The sequence below is a fragment of the Desulforhabdus sp. TSK genome, assembly GCF_022836495.1.
Classification (GTDB): domain Bacteria; phylum Desulfobacterota; class Syntrophobacteria; order Syntrophobacterales; family Syntrophobacteraceae; genus Desulforhabdus.
The window spans coordinates 97662-112651 of record NZ_BQXM01000008.1 but is presented as its reverse complement, the minus strand read 5'-3'; the positions used below and the strand labels follow the sequence as shown (position 1 = coordinate 112651).

15 protein-coding genes are annotated in these 14990 nt (G+C 55.5%); 8 read left to right on the top strand and 7 right to left on the bottom strand.

Features of this window, described 5'->3' with window-relative positions:
* The first annotated feature begins 185 nt into the window (after positions 1–185).
* Entirely contained in the window at positions 186–2927 is a 2742-nt protein-coding gene (locus MWC30_RS06885; protein ID WP_244083425.1) for a pitrilysin family protein, read from the top strand.
* 180 nt (positions 2928–3107) lie between these two features.
* Here MWC30_RS06885 and MWC30_RS06880 read toward each other — a convergent pair whose 3' ends face one another.
* Together MWC30_RS06880 and MWC30_RS06875 are read right to left on the bottom strand one after the other, a co-directional pair.
* Positions 3108–4049 (bottom strand): radical SAM protein, encoded by a 942-nt coding sequence (locus tag MWC30_RS06880; RefSeq protein ID WP_244083424.1) that lies wholly within the window; start codon positions 4047–4049, stop codon positions 3108–3110.
* A 68-nt stretch (positions 4050–4117) separates the two neighbouring features.
* The gene (locus MWC30_RS06875; RefSeq protein ID WP_244083423.1) at positions 4118–4558 is read right to left on the bottom strand and encodes a MerR family transcriptional regulator; all 441 of its coding nucleotides are present in this window, start codon (positions 4556–4558) and stop codon (positions 4118–4120) included.
* A gap of 234 nt (positions 4559–4792) precedes the next feature.
* Between MWC30_RS06875 and ilvD the strand changes: the two genes are divergently transcribed.
* The 5 genes from ilvD to MWC30_RS06850 all read left to right on the top strand — a co-directional run bounded on the left by ilvD (position 4793) and on the right by MWC30_RS06850 (position 9619).
* Positions 4793–6463: a dihydroxy-acid dehydratase gene (ilvD, locus tag MWC30_RS06870; RefSeq protein WP_244083422.1), complete on the top strand. Its 1671-nt coding sequence runs from the start codon at positions 4793–4795 to the stop codon at positions 6461–6463.
* Positions 6464–6705: 242 nt separating this feature from the next.
* Positions 6706–7593, top strand: coding sequence for a class I SAM-dependent methyltransferase (locus MWC30_RS06865; protein ID WP_244083421.1), 888 nt, complete (start codon positions 6706–6708; stop codon positions 7591–7593).
* Positions 7590–8243 carry an endonuclease III domain-containing protein gene (locus MWC30_RS06860; protein ID WP_244083420.1) on the top strand — a complete coding sequence of 218 codons (654 nt, stop codon included), beginning with the start codon at positions 7590–7592 and terminating at the stop codon, positions 8241–8243. Before MWC30_RS06865 ends, MWC30_RS06860 begins: the two co-directional genes overlap by 4 nt.
* A gap of 304 nt (positions 8244–8547) precedes the next feature.
* Positions 8548–9021: a universal stress protein gene (locus tag MWC30_RS06855; protein WP_244083419.1), complete on the top strand. Its 474-nt coding sequence runs from the start codon at positions 8548–8550 to the stop codon at positions 9019–9021.
* 64 nt (positions 9022–9085) lie between these two features.
* Complete coding sequence (locus tag MWC30_RS06850; RefSeq protein ID WP_244083418.1) at positions 9086–9619, top strand: hypothetical protein; 534 nt, start codon at positions 9086–9088, stop codon at positions 9617–9619.
* 114 nt (positions 9620–9733) lie between these two features.
* Here MWC30_RS06850 and MWC30_RS06845 read toward each other — a convergent pair whose 3' ends face one another.
* From MWC30_RS06845 to MWC30_RS06830, 4 genes are all read right to left on the bottom strand, one after another.
* A complete protein-coding gene (locus MWC30_RS06845) occupies positions 9734–10222 on the bottom strand; it encodes a MucR family transcriptional regulator (RefSeq protein ID WP_244083417.1) in 489 nt (162 codons plus the stop codon).
* A 299-nt stretch (positions 10223–10521) separates the two neighbouring features.
* Positions 10522–10860 (bottom strand): ferredoxin-thioredoxin reductase catalytic domain-containing protein, encoded by a 339-nt coding sequence (locus MWC30_RS06840; RefSeq protein ID WP_368860813.1) that lies wholly within the window; start codon positions 10858–10860, stop codon positions 10522–10524.
* Positions 10860–11114, bottom strand: coding sequence for a glutaredoxin family protein (locus MWC30_RS06835; protein ID WP_244083415.1), 255 nt, complete (start codon positions 11112–11114; stop codon positions 10860–10862). The genes MWC30_RS06840 and MWC30_RS06835 overlap by 1 nt, the downstream gene beginning before the upstream one ends.
* A 70-nt stretch (positions 11115–11184) precedes the next feature.
* Positions 11185–12039 carry a TIGR02757 family protein gene (locus tag MWC30_RS06830; RefSeq protein WP_244083414.1) on the bottom strand — a complete coding sequence of 285 codons (855 nt, stop codon included), beginning with the start codon at positions 12037–12039 and terminating at the stop codon, positions 11185–11187.
* 187 nt (positions 12040–12226) lie between these two features.
* On the opposite strand from MWC30_RS06830, the gene MWC30_RS06825 reads away from it, so the two are divergent.
* Positions 12227–12508 carry a PCP reductase family protein gene (locus MWC30_RS06825; protein ID WP_244083413.1) on the top strand — a complete coding sequence of 94 codons (282 nt, stop codon included), beginning with the start codon at positions 12227–12229 and terminating at the stop codon, positions 12506–12508.
* Here the strand turns inward: MWC30_RS06825 and trxB are convergent.
* Positions 12505–13485 (bottom strand): thioredoxin-disulfide reductase, encoded by a 981-nt coding sequence (trxB, locus tag MWC30_RS06820; protein WP_244083412.1) that lies wholly within the window; start codon positions 13483–13485, stop codon positions 12505–12507. The two genes, MWC30_RS06825 and trxB, sit on opposite strands and share 4 nt — an antisense overlap.
* Positions 13486–13764: 279 nt before the next feature.
* Here trxB and lpxK point away from each other — a divergent pair, with 279 nt between their 5' ends.
* Positions 13765–14916: a tetraacyldisaccharide 4'-kinase gene (gene lpxK, locus MWC30_RS06815; protein WP_244083411.1), complete on the top strand. Its 1152-nt coding sequence runs from the start codon at positions 13765–13767 to the stop codon at positions 14914–14916.
* Positions 14917–14990: the final 74 nt, after the last annotated feature.

Genomic DNA, 14990 nt, shown 5'->3' with positions numbered 1-14990 from the left:
CGAAGAATTTATACGCAATTAAGGTATAAAATTTCCGATGTGATAGCTCCCTGTTTTTCGTAGGAGCGGCATCCTGCCGCGACAGTGAGCCGGTCGCGGCAGGATGCCGCTCCTACAAAAAATGAAGTTCTCAATCCGTAATGCGTGTACGTGCTCATTTTGATTCTGAAGAAGGAACAAGCCAGATGATGAAAAAATGCTTCATGGGGATCCTTTGCTCTTTCCTCGTCCTGACGGGAGCTCCTTTCAGTCATTCCTCGGGAGATTCCCTGCAAGTTCCAGAGCTTCCAGCCTCTCTGAAGGCTTCGGTGCAACGGGTGCTGGCCTCGAAGCCCGGCGATCTTTTTGTCGTTCTCAAAAACGGTCTGACCGTTCTCGTTCACGAGCAAAAAGATGTGGATATCGTTTCCGTGCAGGTCCTCGTGAAAGCGGGCTCCATTTATGAGGGGGACTACCTGTCGGCAGGGCTCTCGCACTACCTGGAGCACGTCGTCTCGGGAGGGTCCACGCAATCCTTCACGGAAGAAGAAGCCAAGAAGCGGCTGGAGCGCATGGGAGGCTCCACCAACGCCAGCACCTCCTACGACCGGACCCTTTATTATATCAACACGGCTGCAGGGCGCTGGAAAGACGCTTTGGATCTTCTCCTCTCCTATGTGAGCGAAAGCAAGCTCGATCCCGGGGAAGTGCAACGGGAAAAAGCGGTCATCCAACAGGAAATCAAGATGGGAGAAAACGATCCCGACCGCGAGCTCTGGAAGATTTTTGCTCAGACGGCCTACAGGGTGCATCCTGTGAGAAATCCCATCATCGGCTACGAGGAGGTGTTTGTCCATTCGGACCGAGACGCCCTCCTCCGCTATTATAAAGCGCGTTATCAACCGGAAAACATGACCGTCGTCGTTGCAGGGAATGTGCAGGCCGCAAGCGTCGTGGAATTCATCGATGGTAAGACGAAATCTTTTCAGCGCAAGGCCTCGGCACCTCCCGTCCTGCCTCAGGAGCCCCTTCAGGTGGCTTCACGCTGGGAAGAAAAAAAGCTTCCCATTGCGCGGCTCACCCAGGCGATGGTGGGGTTTCCCTCGGTCAGGATCGACGACAAGGACCTGTACGCCCTGGACGTGCTGGCGCTCCTCCTGGGTGAAGGGCGCACCAGCCGACTGTACACGCGCCTGAAAGACAAGGAAAACCTGGTGCTGAGCGTCAGCGCCGCCAATTGGACACCTCATTTCGTTCAGGGACAGTTTTTCGTCTCCCTGACCCTGGACCCTCAACACTGGCCGGGGGTTCTCAAGAGTGTAGAAGAGGAACTGGAGCGTTTCAAGACCGAGCCCGTGAGCAGTGAGGAGTTGGAAAAGGCGAAAAAGAGCGCCATTGCTCAGCATGTGTTCGACAAGGAGACGGTTTCCTCCCTGGCTTCTTCGCTGGGCTCTTCCTACGTCTATACTGGGAACCCGTATTTCGATGAAGTTTATGTCGAAGAAATCCGCAAGGTCACCCCCGAGCAAATCCAGGAGGTCGCTCAGCGCTATCTCAAGGCGGAGCGCCGCAATGTGGCAGTCATACAACCTGAAAAGACAGAGGGCGCCGTCTCCGACAGGCAGACGGCCTCACCTGCCGCATCCCTTCCTGCCTCCTCGATCCAATCCCGCACCTTGAACAACGGCCTCCGGGTGCTCTTGAAGCAAGACGCCTCACTTCCCCTGGTGACTCTGCACCTCTACGGCAAGGGCGGCCTGAGCATCGAGGACCTGGATCAACCCGGCATCGCCTCTTTCACGGCATCCCTGCTGACGGCGGGAACCAGCAGGCGAACGAAGCAGGACATCGCCCTCGCCATCGAAGAGGTGGGGGGCGGCATTGAAAGCCGTTCGGACAACAACACGTATCATGTCTCCATCAAGGTCCTCAAGGAAGATCTGGACCTCGCCCTGGATGTCCTGGCCGACGTGGCTCAAAACGCTCAGTTTCCCCAGGAGGAAGTTCAAAAGAAGCGGCAGGAGACCCTGCTGGCCATCCAGGGCCAGGATGAAAGCTGGCAGCATGAGGTGATCCGCCTCTTCAAAAAGAACTACTTTCAGCAAAGTCCTTATGGAAATGACCGCCTGGGGACCCCGGAATCCGTCCAGTCCTTCACCCGGGAAGGCGTCCTGGCCTTTTACCAGCGCATGCTGAACCCACGACAGTCCGTTCTCGCCGTGTATGGCGATGTGGATACGGACAAGCTGCTGCCCAAAATTCAAGAACTGTTCGAGCGGTGGGAAGGTCGGGAAACGGCACTGCCGCCGCCCATGGAGGAAACGAATCCTCTGACGGAAAACCGCGTGGTGGAAAAGAAGAACGAGAAAAGCGCCGCATCGCTTTTTATCGGAACGAACGGGCTGGCGATAGACAACGCGGAGAAACCTGTCCTGGATGTTATGGACGGTATCCTCTCCGGCCAGGGAAACCCGGGGGGCCGCCTCTTTGATGCGCTGCGTGGAGGAAAGGAAGACCTCGTCTACGTGGTGGGAGCCTCTCCTTTCTATGGAGTCCGTGCCGGCTTTTTTGGCATCCTGACTCAAACCACCCTGAACAACCTTGAAAAAGTCCAGGGGATCATCCTGGCAAACCTCAAACGGTTGATGGAAGAGCCCGTATCCCCGCAGGAACTGGAGACTGTCAAGGACATGCTGATCACCGTGCACCAGCTGTCACTGGAAAGTCTGGATACGCAGGCCCGGAGTGCCGCCATCAACGAAGCCCTGGGACTGGGCTGGGATTATGACAGGAAGTACGGAGAGTTGATCCGGAAAGTCAGCAGCAGGGATATTCAACAACTGGCGCGTCGGCTTTTTGCTCAGACCCTCATCACACGCGTTCTCCCCGAGCATCCCGTGGAAATCCTCAAGGCGACGCCCCCGAAGAAGCATGTGCCCGCTCGCTAGTACCGGAGATCATAAATACACGACCATTTTTCTGTAGGAACGGCTTCCAGCCGTGACAGCTACGGGTAATCGCAGCCTTTGTCGCGGCAGGATGCCGCTCCTACAAAAACATCAAGGTCAGCAACTGCTCAATTGTGATCGTTGGTACTAGCCGTCACGGCGATCTCCGGCGCCCCGTTTTCATTTTCCGGCTGACCCAGGGCGATAGTAATCCAGATCGTTGAACCGATAGCGGATCAGGTGATTTTTCTGTAGAAGATGAAAGAGAGTGTCCCCGAGGCTTTCCAGGGGAACCCCGAGGGATGCAGCCATTTCCGGGAGGGTACAGGGGCGGCGGCGCACCAGTTCCAGCACACGTGATGGAAGGTCCTGGCTGTCCATCACGGGGGCGGCCCCCTCGAAGCACCCGATGACGCCGCTCGTCTCGGCGGGGAAAAAACGGAGCACCTCTTCCATGGCTTTGCCGGAAAGCCCCCTGGCATACCCATAGGCGGGCGGGCGAACCACGGTGTTCAGCTCGATGCGGTCGGGGCGCAAACGGTCCACCGCACGGCGGATCTCCAGCAGCTCCTCGGCATGGTCATTGATCCCTGCAACGAGCATGATTTCCAGGTAAAACTGCTTGCTATATTCTTTGCGAAAGGCCTGGAGGCCTTCCAGTATGCGGGGCAGATCCAGCGTGGGATGGGGGCGGTTGATGCGCTGAAAAACGTCCAGGGTAGCAGCATCCAGGGACGGAACAACCCGATCGGCTGCGGACAGATCCTGGCGGACCCGCGGATCCCAGAGGAGGGAGCCATTGGTGAGCACCACCAGAGGCAATTGCGGAAAGCGCCTCTTGATGTCTCCCAGCAGTTGGCCCAGCGGCTCATAGAGCGTGGGCTCACCCGCGCTGGAAAAGGTAAGCACATCGGCGCCCTGGGGATAATCGTGGAAATAGCTTTCCAGATCGTGCATGACCCGGCCAGGGTCGATGAAGGAATGTCTCCGGATCGTCAAATGGGTCGTGGGGCCGGATTCACAGTAGACGCAATCGTAAGTGCAAGTCTTGGCGGGTATCACATCGATACCCAGGGAACGCCCCAGACGCCGCGAAGGGACGGGGCCAAAAACGGTTTTCACGGAAAAGTGAACCTTTCCCAAAAGCTCAGGGGGCAAGAAAAATGGCAGATTTGGTGTAAATTTTTATGCTATTGCTGTGAGTCGGCTTTGTCGTCAAGGCACTTTTCCACCATGACATGATTCATTTTCTTGAGATAGACTTCGCATTCCGAGCAGTTCTGACCTCTGTCCTTGCATGCGCGCGGGACCAAATCCCAGCAGGGGACGGGGAAATTGAGGATCGCGGGACACTGTTTCCTCATTTCTTCACTGCACCCGCGGATATTCCAACAGGGAGCGATGGTCAGGAGCTTCTTGATGCCGGCAATGTTGAGGCCCTCGTCCGTCAGCAGTTTGCGGAGACATTTGAGCCACTGAAGATCATTATTGGAATAAAACCGCTTCCCTCCTCTTCTGGCGGGCTTGATCAAGCCCTCCTGTTCGTAGATCCGAAGCGTTCTTGGATGAATACTCAGCAATTCAGCAACAATGCCGATGGGATAAAGCGCCTTTTGGTGCTGCACTTCCATACAGAATCCTCCTGCCGCATAACTGCACAAAGTCATTTAAAATCTTATGAATTATAAAAAGTGTATTCCCTATTGTCAACTTTTTTCACAAGAAAACCTCAGGTCAAATATTTCCTTTTCCCCTTGCCAAGGATATTGAAGATACAGTAATTTTTTAGGGAACTGTTTTGCAGGCAGGGCAATTCACAGCACCACCCATCGATACATACATCCACACTCACGGGAGACAACGAAATGCGAAGTGATGCTATGAAAAAGGGAGTGGAAAAGGCTCCACATCGGTCCCTTTTCAAAGCCATGGGATATACGCAATCGGAATTGGAACGGCCCCTCATCGGCATCGCCAACTCCGCCAATGAAATCATACCCGGCCACATCCATCTGGACAAAATTGCCGAAGCCGTCAAAGCCGGGGTCCGCATGGCCGGAGGAACCCCCATTGAGTTCAACACCATCGGAGTGTGCGACGGCATCGCCATGAACCACCCCGGAATGCGCTATTCCCTGGCCAGCCGGGAGCTCATTGCCGATTCAGTGGAAATCATGGCGACGGCGCATCCTTTCGACGGCCTTGTCCTCATCCCCAACTGTGACAAGATCATTCCCGGAATGCTCATGGCAGCCATGCGGTTGAACATTCCCACCATCCTGGTGAGCGGCGGTCCCATGATGCCCGGCCACAAGGGACACCAGCAGGTGGATCTCATTTCGGTTTTCGAGGGAGTGGGCTCTTACAAGGCCGGCCAAATGAGTGCAGAGGAGCTTCTGGACCTGGAAGAGTGTGCGTGCCCGGGCTGCGGCTCCTGCGCCGGAATGTTCACGGCCAATTCCATGAACTGCCTGGCCGAGGCTTTGGGCATTGCGCTTCCCGGCAACGGAACGGTTCCGGCGGTCACTGCCGCGCGTATCCGCCTCGCCAAAACGGCGGGGATGAAGGTCCTGGATCTGGTCAAGGGAAACGTCCGGCCCCGCGACATCGCCAGCCGGGCGGCCTTTGAAAATGCCCTGGCGGTGGACATGGCCCTCGGCTGCTCCACGAACACGGTGCTTCACGTTCCCGCCATCGCCCACGAAGCGAAGATCGACCTCGAGCTGGACCTTTTCAACACCGTCAGTGCACGCACGCCGCATCTTTGCAGCCTCCGACCCGGCGGCCCTCACTTTCTCGCGGACTTGAATGCGGCCGGCGGTGTCCAGGCCGTCATGAAGGAGCTCGCCTCTCAAAACCTCATTCACCTCGACCTCAAGACGGTGAACGGCAAAACCGTCGGGGAAAACCTTGCAGAGGCGGTTATCTTCGACCGCCAGGTCATTCGCAGCAGCGCTGATCCCTATCACAAGGAGGGTGGCATCGCGGTGCTCTATGGAAACCTCGCCCCCGAGGGAGCCGTCGTGAAGCAATCGGCCGTAGCGCCCGAAATGCTCCAGCGTACGGGAAGGGCCAGGGTCTATGAAAGTGAGTCCGACGCAGCCTCGGCCATCTTGGAAGGCCACATCCAAAAAGGGGATGTGGTCGTGATCCGGTATGAAGGTCCCAAAGGCGGACCCGGCATGCAGGAAATGCTCACGCCCACCGCCGCCATCATGGGGCTGGGCCTGGGGAAAGACGTGGCCCTCATCACGGATGGACGCTTCAGTGGGGGCACCCAGGGAGCAGCCATCGGCCACATTTCTCCCGAAGCGGCTGTGGGAGGCCCCATCGCGCTGGTGCAGGAAGGGGACCAGATTCGCATCGATATCCCCAACAAGAAGATCGAGCTCCTCGTTGACGCAGCCGTCATGGAAAGCCGCCGGAACGGATGGCAGCCGCCCGAGCCCCGCGTCAAGGAAGGCTACCTGGCCCGCTACGCCCATCTCGTGACATCCGGCGCGAGGGGGGCCATTCTGGAAATCAAGAAACGCTGAGGGGAGGAACCCCCTGAGAGGCTGATTGTCAAAGACAGAGTGGTTATATTCTACTGCACGGAAAACCTTGACACCGCAACGCCGCAAATGCTCGTTTTATAATGAAATGAAAGGAGAAGGAGAAGTCCCTCTCCTTTCATTGTGTTGAGGGAGCTTTCGAGGGGCGTGCATCCGCGGCGGCTCCGAAGTCATGGGAATGTGGGGAATCTCGAAGGGAAATCAATCGGGAAGGGACATTTTACGTGGGTTATGTATTCCGCGCTGAAGATACAAAGCTTTACGAGGAATGGTTCCAATCAGACCAGGGGCAAATCGTCTGGGAGATCCAGAGGGAATTGCTCCGCCGTCTCTGGGCGCCTTTCTCTCCCCAGTCAATCCTCGAGGTAGGATGCGGGGCAGGCCATTTTCTTCGATGGGTTCACGACCAGGGGCATCAGGCCACCGGCCTCGAACCTTCATTGTCCATGCGGGAGCTGGCTCGCAGGCGCCTGCCCGCGTGCATCACCCTGGATCACGGCCATGCGGAAGATCTCCCTTATGAGGACAATGCCTTTGACGTGGTGGCGCTCATCAATACCCTGGAGTTCGTGAACAACCCCGTGGAAGCGCTCCGGGAGGCCTTTCGCGTAGCACGCCGTTCCGTCCTCCTGGGAACCATGAATCGATACTCCATTGTCTCCCTCCAGAGGTGGTTGGAACGCCTGTGGAAGACATCCTTCCTCAATCACGCCCACTTTTTCAGTGTTTTCGAGCTGCAGCATATCGTCCGGGACGTTCTTTCAGGTTCCGTTCCACTGCGCTGGGAGACTTCCATCACTCTCCCCATGAATGTCCTCAAGTTCATCCATTTATTTGAAAAATCGCGTTTTTTTACCTGGCATCCCTTCGGACACTTCATCGCCATGCGCGTCGACCTCTGCTACCCGCTCCAGACCGCCCAGAATCCAATTTTCTGTAATATTTCCTCGCATGTGGGACATGCATCCCTATCTGGCTCCGGTCTGCGGTCCGCCGGCACACACCCGTCTTCCGTTCAGCATTTCATCCCGCGAAAGAAAGTCGACGACAGGACGACAGGAAATCTGAAAAACCCTGTGTGCATTGAGAGAAACGAGAGCCTTGGGGTATGATTTCAAAGCGTCGTGAGCTCCTGCTGGCGGTGTACGAGCGTCTCTACCATGCTTTTGGCCCCCAGCACTGGTGGCCTGCCGAGACACCCTCCGAGGTCATCATTGGAGCTATTCTCACTCAAAACACCTCGTGGAAAAATGTCCGCCAGTCCATACAGGTCCTGCGCCAGCACGGACTCCTGAATTTTGAGGCGCTCTCGGACCTGCCCGTGTCAGAACTGGCGCCGATGATTCGTTCTTCAGGCTATTACAACCAAAAAGCGCGAAAGCTGAAGGCGTTCTGCGAATATCTCCGAGTGCAGTGGCAGGGAGATCTTTCGACCCTCCTCTCCCGGGAAATGGACGATCTGCGCCGGGAGCTCCTGCACGTCCATGGGATAGGACCCGAAACAGCGGACTGCATTGTCCTTTACGCAGCCTTTCACCCCTCTTTCGTAGTGGATGCCTACACCCACCGCATTTTCCACCGCCATGGATGGGTTGGTGAAGAGGTGGATTACCACAGCCTGAGAGAGTACTTCATGCAAGCCCTGGAACCGGACGTGACGTTCTTTCAGGAATACCATGCCCTGCTGGTCCGCACGGGACACCTTCATTGCAGAAGAAAACCGAATTGTCTTTCCTGCCCGTTGAACAACTGGAGAGAATGATAGATAGACATGGCAATCTGTGGTAATAGATAAAAAAAGTTTTTCCACACATCTGCCCTGGCAGTGGAGACACTGTTGTTGACTCAACGTCACCCCGGCGAAAAACGGGGGCCAGAAAGTCTTTATTCCCCTGGATTCCGGCATTCGCCGGAATGACGCAAGTTGCTTCGGTCAACAAGGTTGGGGTGGGGAGAAGCTGTCGGGGAGGCGGGAATTTTTTGCGCCGGCCTCATGAAAAGGGTTCTTAAAAGCCGCCATGCATGCAGCGATGGTGATGATGATATGAGGATGGAGAGGAAGAGCGATGATCTCGGTGAATAAGATTCTGGTGCTTGTTGACTTTTCGAAAGATTCTGAATTGGCGGTTCACTTCGGTTTGACCATCGCGAGGAATCAGAATGCACGCATCTATTTCCTCCACATGGTCAACCAGCGCATCATCGATGCGGTGCAGCAGCTCAGCAGCAAAGGGTACAAGGGCGATTTCCTGAAAGCCATGAAGAAGCTCATGGTGGATCGGGAAAACGAACTGAAGGAGTTCGTTCCGGAAGAATTGCGAGAGGGGCTGGACGTAGAATTTCTCCTCCGCAAGGGAGAGCCCGCTGAAGAAGTGGTCAACCTGGCCAAGGAATTATCCATCGATTTGATCGTCGTGGGGAGCCAGGGAAACACGGCTCTTGCAGGAGGGTCCATTGGGGGTGTGGCCCAGAGCATGGTGAACAACGCCCCCTGCCCCGTCCTGGTGGTGCGCCCCGTGGAGCATGACTTCATAGCATAGGCTTGAATTTCAAACCGTGAGACGCAAAAGATTATTCCCCGGGAGCATAGCAGAAGACTGCCTTTTGCCGATCGTTCAAAAGAGTGAAGAGTCCCCTCGCTACCGGTATCCCATGTCTTCAATGGAATGGCGGGAAGCAGCTGAAAGGATAAGAGACGAAATTTCGGCCCTGGACCAGGAAAAAGTTCAGCACTCCATGCACTGTATCACCTGGGGCATTGAATGGTTGGATCCTCTCATGCACCGGTACTGCATGGAAACCTGCCCCAGCTGCCAGGACCCCTGCTGCACGGGAAAGGAGGTATTTTTCAACCAGGCGGATCTTTTGTACCTGACGGCTCTCAACACCCAAATTCCCCCTGGCCAGACACGCTCCCGTCCTTGGGAAACCTGTCGGTACCTGGGTGAAAAAGGATGTATGCTCTCCCGGTTTCATCGCCCCTATGTCTGCGTGTGGTTCCTCTGCGACGCGCAGATGAAAATCCTGAGCCTTGAGTCCAACAGATTTCAAAGGCGTTTCCTGGAAACCCTCCAAAAAATCAGGGTCCATCGCCTAGCCCTGGAATCCCTCTATGAGCGCAATGCACAGGGAGATTGAAACAGGAATCAGGGATTCCACACACTTTCTTCCTCCAATGGAACCACCGATTTGCAGCCTGCCCTCAGAGAAAAAGGTCAAGCCCCCTCATTCGTGGCTTTCATCACCACATCCTCAAGAGGCACTGGATTCCAATGCCATTTTCCTCTGCCGCCGTTCGGCCAGGTACTGCTTGAGCTTTTGAGGCAGACCACGCTTTTTGGCCGATCGACTGCGCAACCGGGTCAACACCCTCGCCGCCAGAGGCTGCTTCAGAGGAAAACCCCATTTTCTCTTGTACTCCCTGGGTGTCAACTGGTGGCTCTGGAGATGATTCGCCGTCAACTGCCGGAATTCCAATCCGCACTCCAGGCAGGTCACTTTATCCTCCTGAATGGAAGCGCGAGGATCCATTGTCATGGGCTTAACCGAATCCGTATAAGGCTCGACGCCTTCCCCCTCCTCCATCGGGAGAGCCCTGCCTTCCAACTCGGCACGCTGCATCTTGTGTAAGACATTATATAATCTTATGAGTGAGGATTCGATTTCATCCTCACTCATCTTATTCATGGCCACCTGACTCTGAACCATTTCCACCGCGAGCTCCAACAGTCTTTTATCCATAGCACTCTCTCCCTTCCCAAATACGCCATACTCATGAACGCATGAAATATTGTCCGTACAAAGCTGTTGAATGCCATATTATTTTAAAAATAAGAGAGAATTGGCTTTAGGCAAGGCTTGAATGATTTGGCTGAAGGAGAAGCAACGGCTCAGGGAAAGTCATCACCTGGTCCGGGAGGTTTTGAAGTTCCCCTTTGAAGGGGGATTAAGGGGGATGTGCCGTGACGTTCAGCCCCCCTGCTCCCCTTCAATGGGGCAGGGGGTGTTGTTTTGCCCGGTCTGACTAATTTGACGGAGCACTAGAGTTTTCCGAGGACTTTCTCCACCGGTCGGCGCTCCGGAATATAAACGCAGGCCATTTTGCCTTCATTCCATTCTTTGGATACATAGAGGCTGCAATAACAGCTGCCGTATTCTTTCACGTCGGGCTCTCGATAGACGCATGGGCAGGTGATGTCCTTGTCCCATTCCCTGTCAGCGGACGCCAACCGGCATGGGCAGGCCATATAGCCGTAGCGGTCCTTATTGATCAGAAGGCCTTCGAGCAGTTCAAAAACCTTTTCCTTGTCCTTGTTGAAAAAGTAGCCTTTGGGTTCCTGGACCTTTCTCAGTGCTTCATAGAGCTGTTCGACAGTCATCATAAATTCAGGGCCTCCCTGATCTCATCCTCCCTGAACCCGACGATGACCTTGTCCCCAATGACGATGGTAGGAAATGAGCAACTGGGGTTGATCTGCCGAATCTCTTCCACAATCGCCTTACGCTCGTCACCGGTCAACTTATCGACGTCGATGCACTCGTATTCCACGCCACAATTGTTCAGAAGATCTTTCGTATTTCTGCAGTGGCTGCAGGTACTCAGGGCATACAGTTTCACATCGCACTTACTCATTCTCTGCCTCCTTTGCTATTAGCTCCATAGGGAATTGACCATTGCACCATGCCAGCAGGAAGAAAACCTTTCAAGCCGAAAACTTTCTATAATCACCTCCGGCAGCGCCTGCCACTGTGAAGGACAAATCATCCCGTATCCCCAGTCGAGTCAGCGCAAAGTCGTATCGGACCGGGTCTTCGGGAATGAGGCGCCTGAAATGTTCTGTCATCTCCAGGGCCGACCGCATATCCGCCTGCTTGCGACAAATCAATCCCAGCAGCCGTCCTATTCGGTGCATGTGGGTATCCAGGGGGACAATCAGGCTTGCCGGATCAATCCCCGTCCATCCACCGAGGTCCACAGCGTCGCATCGGACCATCCACCGGAGGAAAAGATTCAGACGTTTGCAGGCACTTCCTTTTTCAGGTGCAGGCAGGAACATTTCCAGGTTGTATTCCGCACAGGCAGACAGCTCCCGCACGAACATCGTGAGAGCCGGAAGCACCGTGGTGTCCCTATCCGACATGCCGAAGAGGAAACAAGCCTGCAACGAGCCATAACCCCGGAGAACTTTCCTGATTCCGTTCAGGAAGCTCGCCATTTGCTCCCCCGTTGTGAAGCGATGCTTGAATTGCTTGAAAGTCCCCCTGAAATCGCCCAGAGAATTTCCCATGACAAAGTCGAAGGGGGATGGCCCCATGGGACGCAACACAGAAGCGACACTCTTCAAAATTTGATTCACGCGCCCATAGGCGAGACAGGCGGCCAGCAATCCGGCAATTTCGCGGTCTCTTGTATCCTCGTACTGGTAAAGAAATTCCAGGGGATCGGGATGAATGTACTCCTTCCGGTTGTACCTTGCATAGAGGGTCTCCAGGGCAAGGACGTCGAATTCCAGAGAGAGGCAGGCTTTGTGTTCTGTTTCATCGTATTTTCTGCCCATCCCGGCTCGTAAACGCTCCCTTCATTCCCGGCTGCCCATCCGTCGCAACCAGAACATGTTCCAGTCTTTTGATCTGCGTCAATAGAATCTTCAAAAAGTTATGCTACAAATAGCATGAACAAAATGGATTGAATAGATGCCTTTTGAAGAACCGTGAACATCCCCCTGGAAGAGGAGTGTCTCTCATATGAAATGGACGAAAGAAGCCGAAGATGCCGTGTCCCGTGTTCCCTTTTTCGTGCGCAAGAAGGTACGAATGAGGGTGGAAGAGCTTGCGGCGGCTTCCGGCGCTGCAGCGGTGCGCATGGATCATGTCAAGTCATGTCGGGAGCAATTCCTGAGCAACATGGAAAGCCAGGTGAAAGGCCACCAGATCGAAACCTGCTTTGGTGGCGGCGGCTGCCCCAACCGGGCTGTCTTTCCCGGCCACAGGTACGCCCATACCCTCCGGGAGAACCGAACGTTTTAGGGATTGCTGAACAATTCCGCAGGAGCCTCGCATGCCAGGGATGCCGCCTTTTTGGACTCCACAAAATGAGCGGCAGCCAATGCGGCAGTACATCCATCCGCAGCTGCGATAACGATCTGCCGGGCGTACTTTTCCCTCAGGTCTCCCACGACGTAAAGGCCGCGAATCCCCGTTTCACACTTTTCGTCCGTCACCACATACCCATCGGCATTCATCTTGACCCCGGCGGGGACGAGCTGGTTGTTCGGGAAAAATCCGATGAACACAAAAAAACCGTCTGCAGCGAGCTCCCGCTGCTCCGCCGTCTTCGTATCCTGGATGCGCACGGCACAGACTCCCCCTTCATCGGCCTTGATCTCCACGGGGATCGTGTTCCAGAGGATCTCGATCTTGCATTCGGCCATGACCCGCTGCTGCAAAATGCGGCTCGCCCTCAAAGCATCCCGGCGGTGCAGCAGATAAACGTGATTGGCAAGTTTGGCAAGATAGAGCGCCTCTTCCATGGCCGTATCGCCGCCGCCGACCACCACGACGGTTTTACCCCTGAAGAAAAAACCGTCGCAGGTGGCACAATAGGAAACGCCCTTTCCATAGTATTCGCTTTCGCCGGGGATGTTCAACTTCCTTGGGCTTCCACCTGCAGCCAGAATGACTGCATGCCCTCTCAGGGAAACCCCGTTGGCAAGCTGCACCGTGTGGTGTTCGACACCCGGCTCGATGGCGACGACTTCCTGGTTGACCACTTCCAGATCGTAAGCTCTGGCATGCTGGAGGAACTTGTTGGACAGATCGAAACCACTGATCTCCTCGATTCCCGGATAATTTTCCACGCTGTCACTGATCGCCACCTGGCCACCGGCTACTCCTTTTTCGACGAGTACCGTTTTCAGTGCCGCCCGCATGGCATAAAGTCCTGCCGTCAGCCCCGCCGGGCCCCCTCCCACAATGATCAGATCGTACATCCCATTCTCAGACACAACGCACCTCCTCAGGAATCGTTATTCTCTTCACGAAAGCTAAAACTAACACATCAACTCCCAAGTGCAACAAATGAATCAACCCTGTTGTATTCCTTCCCCACGTTTTCAAGGGGCACTGGAGTGTGCTTTTGACACCTTCTCTCCAAAATCCATTGTCTCATGGGAGGAGCTCACGTATCCTGTCGAACGTCTTGTTGGCAGCCGGCAAACCCGACTCACCGGGAGCTCCGTTCAGCATCCTTTGAGAAAAGAAACCTTCGAACAAGAAAAAATAGCATGAAAGCTTTCGACTCCATCAAACATTGGGAAACGGAAATACGCCGCAGGGCATCGTCTCTCCTGCTCCGCACCTGGTACCCCCCTCCGGATTCAAAGGGCCCGTGCGCCGCCCTCATGCCATTCCTTCACTGGGCGGAGCGGCTCTATGCCCTAGGGCTGCGCCGGGATCAGGAGCGGGCACGCAAACGATGCCGGGCGCTTCCCGCATATGTTGTCAGCCTCGGCAATCTCACCACCGGTGGAACGGGAAAGACTCCCATGGCGCTGTGGCTGGCGAAGCACCTGCACGATGCGGGTTGGAAGACAGCCATTTTGAGTCGCGGCTATGGGAGAAAAAAAGACTCCGTCAGTCGTGTGCCGTCGGAAGGCCCCACCCTTCCCCTCGTGGAGCGTTTCGGGGATGAGCCGGTCCTCATGGCTCGAAAAATGCCGGCAACCCCGGTCTGGGTGGGACGAGACCGATTCCGCTCGGGCGAAGCCGCCATCCGGAAGCACCAAGCGCAGATCCTCATCCTGGACGACGGATTCCAGCATTTGAGGCTTAAACGCAACCTGGACCTGCTGCTGCTCGACACTCACGATCCTTTCGGAAACGGCGCCCTGATTCCCCTGGGTCCTTTGCGAGAGCCGATAGAGAGCATCTCCCGCGCCCATGCCGTTCTTCTCACGAGAGCCGATGACCCGGAACGTTCCGGGAAGACGCGTCGGTATCTGAGAGAAAAATTTCCAGGGAAACCCATCTATTCCTGTCGCCATCGTACGGTCCGCTTGAGGCAGGGGCTTGCCGGTCCGGTCCTCTCCCGTGAACATTTCCAACACAAACCCGCCGTCGCATTTGCAGGCATCGCACGCCCCGAAGCATTCTTTGAATCCCTCCGGAGGTTAGGAGTCAGGCTTTCCCGATGCCTCGGTTTTCCGGATCATGCCCCCTATGGAAATGCTGAAAAAGCCCTTCTCATGACGGCGGTTCGAGAAGCCAACGCACACTTTCTCATCACCACGGAAAAGGACTACGTGCGTCTCCCTGCCGGGCTCCAGTCCATCGTGGTGACGACGGAACTGGCAGTGGACTTCGGAGAGGAGGAGGCTGCCTTCCTGCAGTTCTTAGAGGCAAAAATTGCAGAGGAGAAGCCCGGGATGCCCCTTTGAGAGCTCAGGATCTGTCGGCTTCTTTTTGCCGATGGGGTAGATCACCGGTCTGTGAAGCGTCGGGAGCGAATCCT

What these genes read in the sequence shown, in the direction of transcription:
- MWC30_RS06885 (WP_244083425.1), top strand. Translation starts at nt 186, where the DNA reads ATGATGAAAAAATGCTTCATGGGGATCCTTTGCTCTTTCCTCGTCCTG.
- MWC30_RS06875 (WP_244083423.1), bottom strand. Translation starts at nt 4,558, where the DNA reads ATGGAAGTGCAGCACCAAAAGGCGCTTTATCCCATCGGCATTGTTGCT.
- ilvD (WP_244083422.1), top strand. Translation starts at nt 4,793, where the DNA reads ATGCGAAGTGATGCTATGAAAAAGGGAGTGGAAAAGGCTCCACATCGG.
- MWC30_RS06860 (WP_244083420.1), top strand. Translation starts at nt 7,590, where the DNA reads ATGATTTCAAAGCGTCGTGAGCTCCTGCTGGCGGTGTACGAGCGTCTC.
- MWC30_RS06855 (WP_244083419.1), top strand. Translation starts at nt 8,548, where the DNA reads ATGATCTCGGTGAATAAGATTCTGGTGCTTGTTGACTTTTCGAAAGAT.
- MWC30_RS06845 (WP_244083417.1), bottom strand. Translation starts at nt 10,222, where the DNA reads ATGGATAAAAGACTGTTGGAGCTCGCGGTGGAAATGGTTCAGAGTCAG.
- MWC30_RS06840 (WP_368860813.1), bottom strand. Translation starts at nt 10,860, where the DNA reads ATGACTGTCGAACAGCTCTATGAAGCACTGAGAAAGGTCCAGGAACCC.
- MWC30_RS06835 (WP_244083415.1), bottom strand. Translation starts at nt 11,114, where the DNA reads ATGAGTAAGTGCGATGTGAAACTGTATGCCCTGAGTACCTGCAGCCAC.
- MWC30_RS06830 (WP_244083414.1), bottom strand. Translation starts at nt 12,039, where the DNA reads ATGGGCAGAAAATACGATGAAACAGAACACAAAGCCTGCCTCTCTCTG.
- MWC30_RS06825 (WP_244083413.1), top strand. Translation starts at nt 12,227, where the DNA reads ATGAAATGGACGAAAGAAGCCGAAGATGCCGTGTCCCGTGTTCCCTTT.
- lpxK (WP_244083411.1), top strand. Translation starts at nt 13,765, where the DNA reads ATGAAAGCTTTCGACTCCATCAAACATTGGGAAACGGAAATACGCCGC.